General features: G+C 43.9%; 21 protein-coding genes. 4 read left to right on the top strand and 17 right to left on the bottom strand.

From position 1 onward, the window contains the following. Positions 1-170: 170 nt before the first annotated feature. Entirely contained in the window at positions 171-395 is a 225-nt protein-coding gene (locus ACG3M1_RS01345; protein WP_040014064.1) for a hypothetical protein, read from the bottom strand. On the opposite strand from ACG3M1_RS01345, the gene ACG3M1_RS01340 reads away from it, so the two are divergent. From ACG3M1_RS01340 to ACG3M1_RS01330, 3 genes are all read left to right on the top strand, one after another. Beyond that, a complete protein-coding gene (locus ACG3M1_RS01340; protein WP_224727240.1) occupies positions 396-1,016 on the top strand; it encodes a transposase in 621 nt (206 codons plus the stop codon). An 11-nt stretch (positions 1,017-1,027) separates the two neighbouring features. Beyond that, positions 1,028-1,441, top strand: coding sequence for an IS200/IS605 family accessory protein TnpB-related protein (locus tag ACG3M1_RS01335; protein ID WP_242410623.1), 414 nt, complete (start codon positions 1,028-1,030; stop codon positions 1,439-1,441). 110 nt (positions 1,442-1,551) lie between these two features. Then, entirely contained in the window at positions 1,552-2,907 is a 1,356-nt protein-coding gene (locus ACG3M1_RS01330) for an alpha/beta hydrolase family protein (RefSeq protein ID WP_217793602.1), read from the top strand. Between the two features lie 166 nt (positions 2,908-3,073). Here ACG3M1_RS01330 and ychF read toward each other — a convergent pair whose 3' ends face one another. From ychF to ACG3M1_RS01250, 16 genes are all read right to left on the bottom strand, one after another. Beyond that, entirely contained in the window at positions 3,074-4,177 is a 1,104-nt protein-coding gene (gene ychF / locus ACG3M1_RS01325) for a redox-regulated ATPase YchF (RefSeq protein WP_008818234.1), read from the bottom strand. Between the two features lie 72 nt (positions 4,178-4,249). Continuing rightward, positions 4,250-4,660 carry an NADH-quinone oxidoreductase gene (locus ACG3M1_RS01320; RefSeq protein WP_161128951.1) on the bottom strand — a complete coding sequence of 137 codons (411 nt, stop codon included), beginning with the start codon at positions 4,658-4,660 and terminating at the stop codon, positions 4,250-4,252. Between the two features lie 5 nt (positions 4,661-4,665). Continuing rightward, complete coding sequence (locus tag ACG3M1_RS01315) at positions 4,666-4,863, bottom strand: helix-turn-helix transcriptional regulator (protein ID WP_002606951.1); 198 nt, start codon at positions 4,861-4,863, stop codon at positions 4,666-4,668. A 171-nt stretch (positions 4,864-5,034) separates the two neighbouring features. Beyond that, positions 5,035-5,250 carry a DUF951 domain-containing protein gene (locus tag ACG3M1_RS01310; RefSeq protein ID WP_002606950.1) on the bottom strand — a complete coding sequence of 72 codons (216 nt, stop codon included), beginning with the start codon at positions 5,248-5,250 and terminating at the stop codon, positions 5,035-5,037. Positions 5,251-5,264: 14 nt separating this feature from the next. Beyond that, entirely contained in the window at positions 5,265-5,462 is a 198-nt protein-coding gene (locus tag ACG3M1_RS01305; protein WP_008818232.1) for a hypothetical protein, read from the bottom strand. A gap of 1 nt (position 5,463) precedes the next feature. Then, positions 5,464-6,312, bottom strand: a complete 849-nt coding sequence (folD, locus tag ACG3M1_RS01300) for a bifunctional methylenetetrahydrofolate dehydrogenase/methenyltetrahydrofolate cyclohydrolase FolD (RefSeq protein WP_065530446.1) — start codon at positions 6,310-6,312, stop codon at positions 5,464-5,466. 11 nt (positions 6,313-6,323) lie between these two features. Beyond that, positions 6,324-6,770 carry a D-aminoacyl-tRNA deacylase gene (gene dtd / locus ACG3M1_RS01295; RefSeq protein WP_008818230.1) on the bottom strand — a complete coding sequence of 149 codons (447 nt, stop codon included), beginning with the start codon at positions 6,768-6,770 and terminating at the stop codon, positions 6,324-6,326. 566 nt (positions 6,771-7,336) lie between these two features. After that, complete coding sequence (locus tag ACG3M1_RS01290) at positions 7,337-8,005, bottom strand: class II aldolase/adducin family protein (RefSeq protein ID WP_008818229.1); 669 nt, start codon at positions 8,003-8,005, stop codon at positions 7,337-7,339. A 147-nt stretch (positions 8,006-8,152) separates the two neighbouring features. Next, positions 8,153-8,935, bottom strand: coding sequence for a rhamnulose-1-phosphate aldolase (gene rhaD, locus ACG3M1_RS01285; RefSeq protein WP_008818228.1), 783 nt, complete (start codon positions 8,933-8,935; stop codon positions 8,153-8,155). A 14-nt stretch (positions 8,936-8,949) separates the two neighbouring features. After that, positions 8,950-10,278, bottom strand: coding sequence for an RNA polymerase factor sigma-54 (rpoN, locus tag ACG3M1_RS01280; RefSeq protein WP_008818227.1), 1,329 nt, complete (start codon positions 10,276-10,278; stop codon positions 8,950-8,952). A gap of 47 nt (positions 10,279-10,325) precedes the next feature. Beyond that, positions 10,326-11,366 carry an alcohol dehydrogenase catalytic domain-containing protein gene (locus tag ACG3M1_RS01275; protein WP_008818226.1) on the bottom strand — a complete coding sequence of 347 codons (1,041 nt, stop codon included), beginning with the start codon at positions 11,364-11,366 and terminating at the stop codon, positions 10,326-10,328. Further along, positions 11,332-12,033, bottom strand: a complete 702-nt coding sequence (gene dhaL, locus ACG3M1_RS01270; protein WP_008818225.1) for a dihydroxyacetone kinase subunit DhaL — start codon at positions 12,031-12,033, stop codon at positions 11,332-11,334. The genes ACG3M1_RS01275 and dhaL overlap by 35 nt, the downstream gene beginning before the upstream one ends. Then, complete coding sequence (dhaK, locus tag ACG3M1_RS01265; RefSeq protein WP_002606941.1) at positions 12,033-13,022, bottom strand: dihydroxyacetone kinase subunit DhaK; 990 nt, start codon at positions 13,020-13,022, stop codon at positions 12,033-12,035. The genes dhaL and dhaK overlap by 1 nt, the downstream gene beginning before the upstream one ends. Continuing rightward, positions 13,019-13,237, bottom strand: coding sequence for a hypothetical protein (locus tag ACG3M1_RS01260; protein WP_002606940.1), 219 nt, complete (start codon positions 13,235-13,237; stop codon positions 13,019-13,021). The genes dhaK and ACG3M1_RS01260 overlap by 4 nt, the downstream gene beginning before the upstream one ends. A gap of 122 nt (positions 13,238-13,359) precedes the next feature. Then, positions 13,360-14,706 carry a PTS galactitol transporter subunit IIC gene (locus ACG3M1_RS01255; protein ID WP_002606939.1) on the bottom strand — a complete coding sequence of 449 codons (1,347 nt, stop codon included), beginning with the start codon at positions 14,704-14,706 and terminating at the stop codon, positions 13,360-13,362. A gap of 25 nt (positions 14,707-14,731) precedes the next feature. After that, on the bottom strand, positions 14,732-15,022 hold the full coding sequence (locus ACG3M1_RS01250; protein ID WP_002606938.1) for a PTS sugar transporter subunit IIB: 291 nt from the start codon (positions 15,020-15,022) through the stop codon (positions 14,732-14,734). 551 nt (positions 15,023-15,573) lie between these two features. Between ACG3M1_RS01250 and ACG3M1_RS01245 the strand changes: the two genes are divergently transcribed. Continuing rightward, entirely contained in the window at positions 15,574-16,050 is a 477-nt protein-coding gene (locus tag ACG3M1_RS01245) for a PTS sugar transporter subunit IIA (protein ID WP_002606937.1), read from the top strand. The last annotated feature ends 119 nt before the right edge of the window (positions 16,051-16,169 follow it).

Below are 16,169 nucleotides of genomic sequence, written 5' to 3'. Positions count from 1 at the left end.
TGTCAACAAAAGGAGGGTTTCCAACATGAAATCATATCGCACATATTCTAGTATCCTATCTGCTAATCACCCGCAAAACCCCCGGCTTTTCTGCTCTTACGCATCGTGCTAAAAATCTGTACAACGTTGCTTCGTTCTATATAAGAAATGCGTACAGTGCTTCCATCAAATCAAATGAGGATCGCTTTCCACATGAGATACAGGTCCTGGAAGAACTCAATGGTGTCGTTGATGAATTGAATGTCATACGTCAAAAGCATCATAGCACACCATTCCACATCATTGATCATGATCATCGCTTTGTTTCCATGCAGCATCTGGATGGTTTTTTTAAATTGCGTGACCAGATCGATTACCGTGCTCTTCCTGCTCAGGCAAATCAGAATGTTTTGCATATGCTGTATCGTGACTGGAAAAGCTTTTTTGCTGCTTTAGCGGATTACAAAGCACATCCTGACAAATATGAAGCAATTCCTCATATCCCTCGATATGCAGATAAAGACGGTTATAAACCCTTGATTTTTACCAATCAGATATGCAAACTGAGAAAAGACAAGCATGGTTGGTATGTAAAATTTCCTAAGGCAGTGCTGCAGGCAGGGTGTGTACGTGACCGATATGATCTTGGTAAGATGGATCTGCATGAACAGAAGCTGAAGGAAGTACGTCTGATTCCCAATGGAGATACTATCAAGCTTGAAATCGTATGCGAGATAGAAATCATGGAACCGACGATTACAATCCATGAGGCAACCAGAGTAGCCGGCATAGATATTGGTGTCGATAATCTGACAGCGATTGCGTTTACGAGTGGACACCGCCCTGTACTGATAAAAGGAAATGAAATAAAGGCAGTCAACCAATTCTATAACAAACAGATCGCACATTATCGCTCACTGCTAAGAACTGGAAAGAAGGATAGCAAAGGCATCCATCAAACAAAACGAATGAAACGTATCAGCGAAAAGCGAAATCGACGTGTAAAGGATATCCTGCACAAAGCATCAAGAAAATAATAGATCTATGTGTGGAGGAAGGAATTGAAGTTATCGTCGTAGGAAATAATGCGGGTTGGAAGAAGCGTATCCATATGGGGAAGAAGAACAATCAGACATTTGTGCAGATACCGTTTCATACGCTGATCGAAATGATCAAATACAAAGGAGAAGCGGCAGGGATCAGAGTCGTAGTCTGTGAAGAAAGCTATACATCGAAGGCTAGTTCCATTGACGAGGATCAAATACCAGTCTATGGAAACGATGTAACGCATACCTTCACAGGGAAAAGAATCAAGCGAGGATTATACAGAAGCAAAAACGGCATTCTAATAAATGCCGATATCAATGGAGCAAGCAATATCATACGAAAAGTATATCCATGTATGCCAAAGCGAGAGCGATGGAGTAGAGGTACGGTGAACGTACCAGTTACGTGTATCTGAACACGAACAAAAAGTTTTGATGAATGCGCAGGCATTCATTAGAAGCCGCTTGCTCTTTAGCTGGCGGTAGTTCACGATTGTGATACAATGAAAAAAAAGGATGGTAAAACATGAAAAAGAAAATTCAAATTGTCATATGCTGTCTGCTATGTTTTCTTATGGCAGCCTGCAGCGGCGAAAAAGAGAAGAAGGGACAGTCCGATGAGGTTGCTGATATCGTGCTGAGCGACAAGCAAAGTGATATGGCGCTTCAGTTTGTAAAGGATCTGACGCAGCGCAAATATGATAAGCTGCAGAAGGATTATGCATATGATGAGCAAATGCATAAGGCTGTACGGGAGGATTCCTTCCAGAAGCAGCTGGATGCCTATAATGACAGTCTCGGATCACTGATTGAGGCAGAGCAGCCCTATGGACAAAGCTATCAAAATTCGACAATCATCATGATACCATGCCGTATGGAGGAACAGAATACCAATATTCAGGTGAGCCTGAATGAACAGGATCAAATTCAGGGCTTGTTCTTTAAGCCGTACAAATCACAGAAGAAAGCAGCGAAAGCTCCGGATGGTGTCAAGGAGCGTGAAGTTGAGCTGCAAATTGCCGATGGAAAAAAGCTGAGCGGCAGACTGACAACTCCGGCAGAGGGTAAAAGCTTTCCGCTTGTAATTCTTCTGGCGGGAAGTGGACCGAATGATATGGATGAGACCATTTACGATAACAAACCGTTTCAGGATATCGCCTGGGGACTTGCGAAAAAGGGTATTGCGAGCTACCGCTATGATAAGCGAACCTACACATATCCTGAATCCTTTACAGTGAAGGATACGGTCGAGCAGGAGGTAATTTTCGATGCTGTGGCAGCATTCAGCCAGATGAAGCAGCAAAAGCAGATTGACACAAATAAAATCTATATCCTGGGGCATAGTCTCTCCGGCTATCTGATTCCAAGAATCGCAGCAGAAACGGACGGCTGTGCAGGCTATATCATGATGGCTGCCCCTGCAAGAGCATTGGATGAGCTGCTGATGGAACAGGTTACCTATCTGGCAAAGCTGGATGGAAACATAACAAAGGACGAACAGGCAGCTATCGATCAGTACAAACAGGATCAGCAGGATCTGCAGCGAATTGATGAGCTGAGTGATGCCAAAATATTTTTCGGAGGTATGTCAAAGGCTTATATGAAGGATTTGCTGTCCTATGATGCTGTTCAGCAGGCTGCGGATATCAAGGTCCCTGTATTATGTGCACAGGGTCTGCGTGATTATCAGGTCACAGAAGAAGATCAGGCAATCTGGAGGAAGAATTTTGAAACGCATAAAAACTGGAAATTCACAACCTATCCGAACGCAACGCACCTTATGATAGATGGAGAAGGAACACCGACGAATGAGGAGTACAAAACAAAGGGTCATGTAAATCAGGCGTTTATTGAAGATATAGCAAGTTTTATTAAAAAATGATGATATTCTATAAATTGAATACTATATAAATCATATATCAATATACAGAAAAATTGACCTAAAACAGGCAAAAAGAGGCTTCTTCCCGGATTATTCTACACAATCAATGGGATGAAACCTCTTTTTACATATGATAAATGAAATGCATCAACAGGTGCTTTGTTTCCTAAACATTAAATCGGAAATGCAGAACATCTCCATCCTGAACAACATATTCCTTACCTTCCAGACGCAGCTTTCCTGCCTCCTTTACAGCCTGTTCAGTTTCCAGTTTATCAATGTCATCAAACTTATAGCATTCTGCACGGATAAAACCTTTCTCAAAATCCGTGTGTATCACACCGGCACACTGCGGTGCCAGCATTCCGCGATGAAATGTCCATGCCCGGCATTCATCCTCTCCGGCTGTCAGGAAGGTGCATAAATCCAAAATATGATATGCTGTCTTTATCACCTTATCAAGACCGCTTTCCTGAATTCCAAGCTCGTTCAAAAACTCCGTTTTCTCTTCTTTATCGAGCTCTGAAAGCTCCTCTTCAATCTTCGCACAAACAGGAACAACCTCATTATGCTCCAAGTTTGCAAGCTCCTTCACCTTCTGAAAATATGGATTGGCTTGCGGATCGGCAATTTCCTCATCCGACATGTTTGCTATGTAAATCATCGGTTTGATAGTCAGAAGGCTGAATGCCTTAATCAGCAGCAGCTCATCCTTATCAAGCTCTACACTTCGCGCAGGCTTTCCGGCCTCCAGCGCTTCCTTCAGCTTCTTCAAAACAACAACCTCTGCAAGTGCATCCTTGTCCTTATTCGTGACAGCCTTGCGCTCCACCTTGCTTAAACGGTTATCAATTGTCTGTAAATCCGCCATAATCAGCTCCAGATTGATGATTTCAATATCACGTATCGGATCAACACTTCCTTCGACATGCGTAATATCCGCATCATCAAAGCAGCGTACTACATGGCAGATGGCATCCGTTAGACGGATGTTGCTCAGAAACTGGTTTCCAAGCCCCTCTCCCTTGCTGGCTCCCTTAACCAGACCGGCAATATCCGTAAATTCAAAGGTTGTATAAATGGTTTTCTTTGGGTGAAACAGCTCCACCAGACGGTCGATTCTATAATCAGGCACTTCCACGACTCCAACGTTTGGCTGTATGGTCGCAAACGGGTAATTCGCAGCTTCTACCTGGCTTTTTGTAATGGCGTTAAATAATGTGGATTTACCGACATTGGGCAATCCGACGATTCCTGCAGTTAATGGCATATACTATCCTTCCTCTCGCTTTACCATTTTATCGTTTTTTTCGCATATATGCAAGCAAATACGGGGAATCCGTTATTTCTTCCAATCTGACTTACGGATCCACAAACTTATGCTGATACTAAACACCATCAGGAGGGAAATGATATTCATAACTACCAGTTTTTCTCCGCGAATGAGATCAAAGATCGTCAAGGCTGCCAGCACGACCGACAACGCGGTAAATACATAAGCAATAAACGCCATTCTGCCATCCTTCAGCGGACCAAAATAAGAGTTGCTTAAAATACTTGCCACAGAACCGTATGTTATAGCAATACAGACAATACTGATCAACGTTTCTCCAAAGCCGACATTCTTTTCGAAATCATACAGATGCATATCGTTTAGAAATGCAGCCAGTAACATGAGTATAATCGTTATGAGGAAGGCACGAGTCATAATTCTGCCGCGAACCTGTTCCTGTCGTTCATCAAAGTTTTTCATAATCTTCACTCCTCCCAAAATAAATCATTCAGTGTTTTTCCCAATACCCGGCATATGGTGATACATAAATTTATACTTGGATTATAATCTCCCTTTTCGATGGCATTGATTGTCTGTCTGGTTACACTGACTTTTTCTGCAAGCTGTTCCTGTGTCAGATCCATCGCTGCTCTCGCAGCCTTCAATTTCAGATTTTTCGCCATTGCACCACTTCCTCTCCCCTTTCATTGTATGCTTTATTTTCTATTATGTCAATTATATTTTACATTCATATTTTATTAATACTTTGAATAGGTTTGTCCTTGCTATTATTATAAATATAAGGCGCTGTTGTATCTTTCCCCTACCTTATAAAAAAGACATCACATAGGATGTCAGTTTTCATTCGTTTCTCCGGGAGCCTTTTCTATAATTCTCTTTAATTTCTTTTCAAACTGCACTCTGGGAAACAGCACACTTGTACCACAGCCCAGACATTTAATGCGAATATCTGCCCCCATACGTATAATTTTCCAATATTTTGATTTATGACATGGATGTTCCTTTTTCATTTCGACGATATCATTGAGATCATAATCTTTTTCTATCATAAGCACCTCCACATTTATAAGACAATTTCCAGAATTCCGATGATCATATACCCTATCAGAATCCACATGGTGATTCCCATAAGCACACACAGCAGCTTCTTCAGCGTTTTGTTCCAGCCCTTATACAGGCTGTCAAGAAACAGCTCCATCAGACCGTAGGTCCCATATGCCACTCCCTCAACCAGTATCTCACCCAAAAATTCTATCAGCATATCAGCTGTGTTTCCGATAGGATTCCAGCGTATTTTCCAAGAGCATTGCAATGGTCATCGGTCCAACGCCCTTAGGTACCGGTGTAATTACGGCCGCCTTGTCTTTCACTGTCTCAAAATCCACATCACCGCACAGCCTGCCATCCACACGGTTAATGCCGACATCGATGACAACAGCTCCCTTTTTCACCCAGTCAGCTGTAACCAGGCGGGGACTTCCAACGGATGCGATCAGGATATCCGCTTCCGCACAGATTTCTTCGATATTCCTTGTCCTGGAATGGCATATGGTTACCGTGGCATTGCGGTTTAACAGCAGCTGCGCAACCGGCTTTCCGACAATATTGCTGCGGCCGATGACGACTGCGCGAAGACCGCTTAAATCAGAATATCCAGCAGTGTCCAGCATACGCAGGATTCCCTTTGGAGTACAGGGCAGATAGGTATCCTCCTGCAGCATCAGCTTTCCTATATTATATGGATGAAAGCCATCGACATCCTTTTGCGGGTCAATAGCAAACAGAACTTTATGCTCATCCATATGCTTTGGCAGCGGGAGCTGTACCAGAATACCGTCTACGGAGGTATCCGTATTCAATCTGTGAATTTCCGCCAGAAGCGCTTCTTCTGTGGTATCCTCCTGCAGCCGCAGCAGAATGTTTTCCATTCCGATTTCTCTGCACGCCTTTTCCTTGCCGGTCACATAGGACAGGCTGGCAGGATTATCCCCTACAAGAATCACAACAAGCTTCGGAATCCTTTTTCCTTTCTCACGCAGCTCATCAATCTGTTCCTTCAACGAGGTACGTATATCCTTCGCTATTTCACTTCCATATAAAATTGTGCCCATTACACTTCCTCCTACCATTCTTCACTGTCCAGCAAAATTGTAACCGGACCGTCATTCAGTAAATCCACCTTCATATCCGCACCAAAGATCCCCGTTTCCACATGGATACCATAAGTACGCAGCTCTTCATTAAATGCATGGTACATCGGCTGTGCAAAATCCCCGCGTGCCGCTTTTTCAAATCCCGGGCGTCTTCCCCGTTTACAATCCGCATACAGCGTAAACTGTGATATAGAAAGAATACTGCCACCGATATCCTGAAGCCCTCTGTTCATTTTTCCATTTTCATCCTCAAATACACGAAGCTGTGCGCATTTTCCTGCCATCTTCCTCATGATGTCCTCGGTATCCGACGGCGTAATTCCCACCAGCAGCAGAAATCCCTGCTGTATACTTCCTGTTATAGCTCCATCAACACGCACACTTGCATGCTGTACCCTCTGTAGCAATACTCTCATGATGTCACCTCGCTGTTTCCTAGTATACCGTAACTTTGTAACAAACACAATTCTATTTTCTGAATATTTTTCATTTTAGAGAGAGATTCCGGAAATAAACATATATGAAGCAGGAATTAGTTGTTCAAAGAAACAATGATTTACATTTGCATCAAGCTTTCTGAATCATTCCTATGGAAAAAGCTGACGTTGACGATAAAACAAATTCATACTTTTGTGTATCGTTAAAAAGCTGTGACAGACGATATCTTGTAGCATACTGTCAGCCTTTGTCACAAGGGCAGAGACTGATTCCAGCTTATCCACAGCATTCGCATTGGATTTCTGCGTATTTCAAACATTTCGTATATGTGCCGACGAAATACGATGCAGCCATACACAAGAAAAAGCCCAGAATTGGGCTTTCACTTCCTATATTGTTCATGCCTGCATTTTCTGTTGAAAAGCAATATCAGATGACACACACAGCACGGACATACATATCTGATCCCTTATGCATTTCCATATAACACACAAGGGCGCATTAACCTATAGAGAATCCTCCTCCGCGCTAAAACTGACTGACATTATTCATCAGCGAAGCTGATTTCCTTTGGATACTCCCAGCATTGCAGCTCCTCCTGTGAAAAAGCTTCCGGTTCCTTTCCCTGATGTACTGTCAGCGCATTATAATACAGCTGTGCCAGCTCCTCAATGTAATTGGCCTTTAAATACGCTTCGTAAATATCTCTTGTATCAAAAGCAACCGTACCATGCTTTTCCAGTAAAAAGCATTCCGCCTCCTTACAGACCTCAACAACAGAATCAGCCAGCTCCATCGTACCGGGGCGGCCATAGGGTGCTACCGGAATACGTGCCTTGGTAAGCCCGAAATTTGCGACCTCATATACGATTGCCGGAATCGGTTTGTTCAACAAAGCAAACGTGGTGCCATACATGGAGTGTGTATGCACGATTGCCCTCGCATCCTTTCTCGTCCTATAAATCATCAAATGCATCAAGGCTTCACTCGTCGGTCGTAATCCGGATGCATGCTCCAAAACATTGGCATCCAGATCCATAACAATCATATCACGGGGTGTCAGCATTTCGCGATCAATACTGGTCGGTGTAATAACAATATAGCCGCTTTTCGCATCACGGGCAGAAAAATTCCCTGATTTGTGTTTACATAACCCATCCCTCTGCGCACGCCTTGCTATTTCACAAACATCCTTTTTTAAATGCTCTAACATATGAGGTCCTCTCCTTTTCATATCCTTCTCTTTCATTCCGAAAGAAGCTGATCAAAACACTATCTAATGAGACATATGTTTCCTCTATGACAAAAGGAAAAGAAGTTGCTGTCTCCTTTTCCTTGCCATAATCGAAAGCTGAAGAAATCAGCTCAGTCCGAAATGTTCTTTCAATTCCCGTACATTTTCATCGGTCATTCCATGCATCATATTGGCTTTCACCAGAACATATACATGCGCATTTTTATCGATTGCCTCAATCAAGCCGATGGCATCCGAAATGGAATTGCCACTCGAGAATATACCATGGAACGGCCACACAACGACCCTTTTATCCTTCATTTTATCAGCTGTCGCCGGACCGATCGGACCTTCTCCGCATTTCATCCAGGGCAATACTGCCAGTCCTTCCGGGAACACCAGCGCACACTCGGAATTCATCTTCCACAAGGTCTGTGTAAAGCTTTCCTCATCCAGCTCATGAATCATCGTCATTGCATTCAGGTAGGTAGGATGACAGTGCATTACAATTTTGTTGTTTGCATCATCTGCGAGCCTTGCACGATGACACAGTACATGGGCGGGAAGCTCGCTGGTTGGTCTTCCTCTTCCCTGATCAAGTCCCCACAGAATATCATATCCGTTTTCCTTGAACTGAATGATTCCCAGATCCCGTTCATACTTTTTCTTCATTGTACGAAAGCATGCTCCGGATTTTGTGACAATAAATGCCTTTCCCTTTAAGCCAGCTGTGTCAAAGGCAACATCAACAGATGCCGACACCTGCATATACTCCTTTAGCTGATCAAATTCATCATCTGAAAGAAGATAGCTGATATTTCCTGCATGATATTCTCCCCATCCTGCTTCCCAGAAATACTGGCAGGCATCAACGAGTTCTTCTACAAATGCTACGTCTAAAATATTCATTATGACGATCCTTTCTATATATGGATAGTCTTTCGATTCCGTGAGGACGGTATGCCGCATTCCTTTCGGTATAAGGTTACACTTCTTCTGGATATCACAAATCCGTCTTCCTCCAGCAGCTGATGAATTTTCTCATCGGAATAGGGATGCTGTTTATCCTCAGAACGGATGATTTCCTTAATCTCGTTTCGAATAGTATCTATGGAGGCTGTCACTTCTCCCTGCCGTTCATAGCATCTCGGCACTAAAAAGTGAAAGGAGTAGGTTCCATATTCACATTGAAAGAATTTACCGGAAATCGCTCTGCTTATGGTGGAGGTATGCATTTTTAGCTGTTCTGCGATATCCACAAGGCGCAGCGGCTTCAATGCACATTCATCTCCTGTCTGGAAAAAGGCGGCCTGATATTCAACCAGAAAGGCTATGATTTTTTTCAGCGTCACCGACCTTCTGGAAATACTATATTGAAGCCATTTAAAATCATTCAGCTTTTCCTTCAGAAAGGCCTTTGCTTCCGCATTGCAAGCCGCTGATTTGTAAAGCTCATAGTTTTCCGTATTCATACTGAGCTTATCCTGCAGTCTGGCGTTCATTTCCAGAAGAAACGTAGAATCTTCTTTCCTTATATACACATCAGGAATGATAAACACCGTCTTCTCCCGTACTCTAAAGCCGTTTGCGGGAATTGGATTCAGTGAACGAATCAGCGACAACGCCTGCTTTACGTGCTCCACATCGGTATGCTCCGACTTCGCAATTTTCAAAAAATCTCCTGTACTGAGTGCCTCCAGATGAGAACATACGATATGCTGTGCCAGAGTGGAGCCTTCGATTTCCGATAACTGAATGCATATGCATTCTCCGGTATCCTTTGCGCCCAGTCCCTTCGGATCCACATGCTGCAGGACATGCAAATACTGCAGCAGCCTTGCCTTCTTTATATTCAGGAATCTGCACAAATCATCCGGTGTTTCTGAAAGAAATCCTCTGGAATCCAAAGATTCTAATAATACGGTAAAAACCTCTTCATCTTTTTTTGTCTGCATATGCGGATAGAGCTGCACGATGACATGCTCGAACAAATCATCCTGACTTTCATCCGCATATGCAATCTCCTGAAGCTCACCCTGCTTTTTCCGAACCCGCTTAAAATCCAAATCGACATCTCTGGTCTTTAAGGATATTGTATTCTGATCAACATCAGAGAACGGATTATCCATCAGACTTGCATCGACCAGGGACTCCAGCTCATGCTGAGAAAGTGCAAGGATTTCCATTGAGGGTACGAGCTTCGATGAGAATTTCTGCTTCTGATTTTGTATAATTTCCAATGACTGTTTCATAGTTGAATTATACATCCATAAAACGCAGTTTTCAATTCCCTGTGTTTTTATTTATATACAATGCAGTTTTTGATAACCTTACCGCTAGCGTGCTCGACAATCGCCTTTTCAGTATCCTCAATACAGTATTCATTCTGTACAAAATCCTCTGCACTGATTGCCCCCATCTTCAACATTTCAAAGGCTGCATTTACATGCTGTGGAGTTGTATGGAACACGCCCTTCAATGTCAGCTGAGAATAGTGTACAAGCGTTGTATCCACAGGTACCTCCAGGCCTTTTTTCGTACCGCCGAAGAACAGAACCTCTCCGCCAGGTCTTGCCATACGCAGAGCAATCTGCCATACCTCCGGTAATCCGGCAGCTTCAATTGCCGCATCCACACCGCGCGCATCCGGTGTCAGCTCTTTCACTGCCTCTGCCTGATCCTTACCGTTGAGATCCTTAATATTGATGATCTCCTGAGCACCCAGCTTTTTCGCAAGTGCCAGTCTTTCCGGTGTCATATCACAGGCGATAACATGTGCACCTCTCAATACACACATACGTACAAACATCAGACCGATCGGTCCGCAGCCGTTTACACAAACATAGTCACCGAGATCAAAGTTCGTCATTTCCGTTCCATACAAGGCACAAGCCAGCGGTTCCAGCAGTGCAGCCTGCTTATAGGACATTCCTTCCGGAATATGGAAGGTATTCAATTTGACGATTCTTTCCGGAATCAGCTGATACTCCGCATAGGCTCCGTTGGTAAACTGATTCTGAATCAGATCCACACACATGGACTCCTGTCCCTTTTTACAATAGTAACAGGTTCCGCAGGATGCAGAATTGTGTGCAACCACACGATCACCGACTTTAAACCCGGTAACCCCTTCACCGACGGCATATACGACACCGCTTGCTTCATGCCCCATGCCGAACGGCGGTTCATAGCGGTATCCGCGTTTATACGTTTTCACGTCTGTACCGCAGGTTAAGGTAACCTCATTTTTAATAACGATTTCTCCTGCTTCCGGTACAGGAATTTCTGCCTCCTCCACACGGATATCACCGGGTGCGTAAAATTGTATTTTCTTCATCATAAGTATCTCCTCCTGTTTTTTGTTTCAATGTATTCAATATCATATTTCCCATACATTCCAGCTGCATTGCCATCGTAACAGCTCCCGGGTCCAGATGTCCTACGCCCTTATCGCTGCGATAGCTGGCTCTTCCTTTTACAGCTTCCATTTCCTTTGTACGCTTCGCACCGTTTGCGGCGCCTTCCATAAAATCCTGAATGATTTCTTCATCACACCTGCCTGCGTCCAATCCTTCCCTGTATGCACGAAGTGCCGGGTATAATGCATCAATCATCGTTTTCTGTCCGGGCTCTGTTTTTCCACGCTTCATGATTTCCTGCAGCATGGCGTCATACACCTCATACAGACCGTGTACATCCAGCACAGCTTTGCCGGCACAAGCTCTTCCGGCCGCCATGTATCCGCTGCCATAAAGCGCCCCGGAGGAGCCTCCGACAGCTGAATACATTGTCATTCCAACCTTTTTGAACATATCTGCCAGCGTCATGTCTTCCAGCTCCTTTGACAGAGCTGTTATTTTTTCAAATCCCATATTCACATTCACCCAGTGATCGCCATCCCCTGTCGTGGAGTCCAGCTCCGTGACATAGTCCCTCTGCGCAGCAATCACCTCACGGGCTTCCTGAAAATAGCGGATAAAATCCTTTGTCTGTAATTGAAATCCCATTATCCAATCTCCTTAAATGCCGGGGTATTGCTTGGATACTCCAGCAGCCTTTTCAATTCCTCATCCAGCTGTAGGATACTGCAGGATGCCCCTGCCATTTCAATAGCCGTCATATAGTTTCCAACATAATATTTGACCGGCTTCAGACCTTCGGCACATAGCCGGGTATGCACATCAGAAGCCAGAATATATAATTCCATCAAAGGAGTGGCACCCAGACCGTTGATCATGACTGCAACCTCGCTATGTCCATAGTCCTTATCCGCAAGGATTCTGTTTACCATGATATCCGCAATTTCCTTTGACGGCTTCAGCTTCGTTTTCTCAATACCTGCTTCACCGTGGATGCCCATACCGACCTCCATGCAGTCCTCCTCAATCGTAAAGCCGCAAGTGCCGACCGCCGGAATCGTACAGGCTGATAACGATACACCAAAGCTTCTTACGTTCTCAATCGTTTTTTCCGCAACACGCTTAACCTCGGCAAGGGATGCCCCTGTTTCTGCTTTCGCACCGGCAAGCTTATGCACGAATACTGTTCCTGCAATACCACGTCTGCCAGTAGATTCATCACTTTCCGCAACAGCAACATCATCCCTCACAACGACATGATCAACCTCGATACCTTCCATGCCGGCAAGCTCTTCTGCGATTTCAAAGTTCATGATATCTCCGGCATAATTCTTTATGATCAGCAGAACACCATGACCGGAGTCTGCAAGCTGAATTCCACGCAGCACCCGGTCCGGGGACGGCGATGCGAACACATTACCGCTCACTGCGGCATCCAGCATACCATAGCCGACATAGCCGGCATGCGCCGGTTCATGACCGCTGCCTCCTCCGGATACAAGCCCGACCTTATCACTTTTTTCCTTGCGGGCAATGACGACGCCTTCCCTGTCATATAAAACATCCGGATTCGCGATTTCAATACCCTGCAGCATTTCTTCAACAACGGCATTCGGATTATTTATTATCTTTTTCATTTCTGTTGTCTCCCTGGTGTAAACCACTCATTTTTAATCCCCCTCTGCGTATATACCTTCGGTAATTCAACCTTGTCATTTAATTTTCGCAGTCCGGCAGTGGAAACGGCGCAGAGTATTGCCAGCACCCAGTTGCGTGTCACTACTGATAAAAGAAGCGCGACAGCTGTCATACAAACGCCTATATACCACCAAAACTGTTGAAATCTGCTCATAGGATCACCTCATTCTTCATTTTGCTTATTGCATTACTATGATAGATACTGTGTCAATTTGCAGCGACATAAGCTGCTTTTCCATAGGTTATATTACAACATACAGAAGGAAAGACACTTTTTTACTGTCCGGATTCCAGACGTTCCTTTGCGGCTTTTTCTCTTGCGGGTGCCAGCTTCAGGAAGTACAGAATTCCCAGTGCCACAACAGCAACACATGCCACGATACCGATCATATTGCCAGTTGCTGCTTCATATATTGCAAAACGGATTTCCGCAATATCGCAGCCCCACCATGTGATATCGGTGTTGTAGGTTCCGGCAGTATTTGCAAGACTAGTCAGGAGCGGTCCCATAACGGATGCCGCGTAGCTTAAAATCGGACACCAGATCCAGGAAACGATACACATTTTCAGCACATCGCCCTTCATTGCCAGGAACAGTGGTACACAAACACAGACATTCATCAGATTTCCAAGAACCAGCGCAGTATTTCCCGGCAGAATCAGCGAGAAGATCAATGCAACCGGAATTGTCAGAATGATGGCAACCCAGATTTCAGAGTTACCTGCCAGAATTGGCCAGTCAAGCCCAATGATCAGCTCACGGCCCGGGAATTTCTTTTTCACCCATTCACTTGCCGCATCGGAAATCGGTGTCAGTGCGGTCATAAACAGCTTGGAAACCATCGGGAATAAGGTCAATGCAGTACCTGCCTGTACACCGAGCAGCAATGCACCGGAACCCTGTCCTGCCGCAAGACCGATAATGGTTCCCATCAGGAACCCAAGTACGTGATTTTCACCGAAGATACCGATTTTATTACGTATTTCCTGCGCATTCAACGTCTTTGTATTTGGCAGAATCTTATCCAGTATATTTGCAATCGGATAGAAGAAGATATTACTTAAAAACATACAGTGCGGCATACCTACAGAAGGAACACCGGTAAGCTCCAGAATCTGATACTTCGTGTAATCCGCATTCTTTAATTCCGCGATAATCTGTACAATAGCAACGATAAAGCCAACAATCACATTATTGCATGCACTTGTGACAAGGAAGGCTGTAAACACCTTGTTTCCTACATTCCACATATCCACATTCAGACAGTTCGTCCATCCGAGCAGCAGCATGATAACATTGATGGCAATCTGTATCGGGAACATGAGGAACGCATACTGCCACTGCCACGCAAGTCCAAGGGCCGGTGCCCATCCCATATCGATATACTTTAATGTACTATCTGATCCCTCAACGATTGTTGTGAAAGCAGCCCCGACGGTATCCCCCATATACCCAATCAATAAATTGATACCAATAAATGCAACACCTAAGGTCAATGCGGATGAGAACGCCTTGCCAGGTTTCATGCCTACGATCAAGCCGATAATGAATAACACAATCGGAAGAAATACGGCAGCGCCCAGGTCCAGAAGACCCTGGAATACGGTAGCTAACATTTCCATAATTTTTTTCTCCTCTTCTTTTCTTTTACTTTAATGCTTTGACAATCTCGTCAATGCAGGCATCCTTGCCCATTCCTGTCAGCAGCGGAATCCCGCTGATTACCGGAATGTCATAGCTTTGTACCACACCGCGCATCGGGGTAATGGATACATAGACATCTGCAGTCTTGATGAAATTATCAAGTGACTTGATATCGACAGCCTCGGCCTTCGCCAGATTACTCAATCCGCGTTCTTCCAGCGCCATATTGATTTTTGTAGCGCATGTAGCCGAGGTTGCGATACCACCTCCGCAAGCAACGATAATTGTTTTCATCTCATTCTCCTTTCTAACCATCTTTCAGGTCGTTTACGCCTATTTAATAAAGCAAAAATTTTGCCAATTCCAGTGAACAGACACTTTTTCTTCTGTTTTTACACCGGAGAAAGCATAGGGAAGCTATATGCAAAAATGCTTTTTTGCCTCTTCTTATGTCTTACAGAATGGCTGTTTTTCCAATATGCTTCCTTATATATGTAACCCAAATTCCCCAACGCTCTTTTTATAACGTATATCCCTTTCATGCATGCTTACAGATAACTGCATTTATTTATTATTTCTTTTATATTTTCTATGCTATAATTTTAAATGAGATTTCAATCACGAACGAATATGCTCTGTAAATCATAGCTTTTCCATGTCCCTATGGTATCACAAACAACCTCTGCATGTTATCTGCATAAGCATAGTGATAAATTTCAGCCTTGGTAAACAGGAGCTTAAGGGAAGCATTTTCTCATAAATTTTCAGATATATTTCATAATCAGCTTATAATTCCATAGTTTGGCAAGATTTTTGCTTTAATAAAAAGCGGGAGGTATTCAATTATGGAAAAATACAATATAAGGGATTTATTATTTGAAGAACTGATAGAATTAACACTGGAAGCAGAGGATTTTGAGGATGCTATCAAAAAAATCGGTGAGGATGCATACCGGAAGGGATATGTTAAGGAAGGGTTTGCGGATGCAGTTATCAAAAGAGAAAAGCTGTACCCGACAGCATTACCCACGGAGGTACTTAAGGTTGCAATCCCTCATCCCATGGAAAGGGATACGGTTAAGAAATCGGCAATCATCATTACAAAGCTGAAAACCCCTGTGGATTTCACGCTAATGGGATCAGATAATGAAACCGTACCGGTAAATATCATCTTTACGCTTGCTGTGAATGGTGCTGAGCATCAGCTGACAATTCTCCAAAAGCTTGTCGGAATGTTTTCAGAGAAGGAATCCATGGAGCGGATTAAAGCTTCCACAACGCCAAAGGAGATTATGAACTCATTGATTGAGCTTTTATCCTAAACGGATGCTGTCTGTACTTTTCTGCAACCTTCCATACAGCAGAAACAAAGCACAGATATCATGCAATACAATAGAGAAAGGCATTTGCAGTGCTCTTTTGCACAATGGCAAACTGCACA

This window comes from Clostridium sp. 10cd* (genome assembly GCF_044336395.1).
GTDB lineage: Bacteria > Bacillota_I > Bacilli_A > Erysipelotrichales > Erysipelotrichaceae > Clostridium_AQ > Clostridium_AQ innocuum.
This window is presented reverse-complemented; position numbering and strand designations above follow the sequence as displayed.